General features: G+C 63.7%; 1 protein-coding gene and 1 pseudogene. Both read right to left on the bottom strand.

The window, feature by feature from the left end; all coding sequences use genetic code 11:
- Positions 1-19: 19 nt before the first annotated feature.
- A pseudogene (locus I5M_RS11910) lies at positions 20-292 on the bottom strand (urea ABC transporter permease subunit UrtC); the annotation flags it as partial.
- A gap of 16 nt (positions 293-308) precedes the next feature.
- Positions 309-968, bottom strand: a 660-nt coding sequence (urtB, locus tag I5M_RS11905) for an urea ABC transporter permease subunit UrtB (RefSeq protein WP_022721608.1), incomplete at its 5' end; no start/stop codon positions are given.

Here is a 968-nt window from a genome sequence, read left to right as displayed (position 1 = left end):
CCGGGGTCGACTGGATCTAGGTGTTCTCGACGCTCGAGGCTTCGAGCTTCAGAAACATCGCCATGCAGTAGCCGCCGAGGCCGAAGAACACGCCCTGGCCGAGGCTGAGAATGCCGCCGTAGCCCCAGCAGATCACCAGCCCGAGCGCCACGAAGGCGTAGGTGAGATATTTGGCGACGAGGTTGAGCCGGAAGACATCGAGGCAGAGCGGCAGGATCACGACCAGAAGAGCGGCCAGAACCAGAATGCCCATCAGCTCTTTGCGATTAACGAAGCGCGCGTTGTCGTTCATGAGCGTGAGCCTCTGCTTACTTGCGGACTTTGAGGGCGAACAGACCCTGCGGGCGCAACATCAGGATGGCGACGACCGAGAGCAGCGTCAGCACCTTGGCCATCGATCCCGACATGAAGAATTCGAGCGTCGACTGCGTCTGCGAGATGCTGAAGGCCGAGGCGATGGTGCCGATCAAGCTGGCGGCGCCGCCGAACACGACGACCAGGAAGGTGTCGACGATGTAGAGCTGGCCCGAGGTCGGCCCGGTCGAGCCGATCATCGTGAAGGCGCTCCCGGCGATGCCGGCGATGCCGCAGCCGAGGCCGAAGGTGTAGCGGTCGACCTTCTCGGTGTTGATGCCGACGGCGCCGGCCATCACCCGGTTCTGCACCACGGCCCGGACCTGTCGGCCCCAGCGCGACTTGTACATGACGTAGGCCACGACGATCGTGATCAGCACCGTCAGGCACATCACGAACACGCCGTTGATCGGCACTTCGATGCTGTCGGTGACCTTCAGCGAGCCGAGCATCCACTGCGGCAGTTCGACGCCGACTTCGCGCGGGGCGAAGATCGACCGATAGGCCTGCTGCAGGATCAGGCTGAGGCCCCAGGTCGCCAGCAGCGTATCGAGCGGACGCCGATAGAGGTGCCGTATCAGCACCCATTCGACCAGCATGCCCAGCGCACCCGA

Origin of the sequence: Rhodopseudomonas sp. B29, from assembly GCF_000333455.1 — a bacterium.
In the GTDB taxonomy this organism is placed as follows: Bacteria; Pseudomonadota; Alphaproteobacteria; order Rhizobiales; family Xanthobacteraceae; genus Rhodopseudomonas.
The sequence above is the reverse complement of the archived record's forward strand: the minus strand, read 5'-3'. Positions and strand labels throughout refer to the sequence as shown.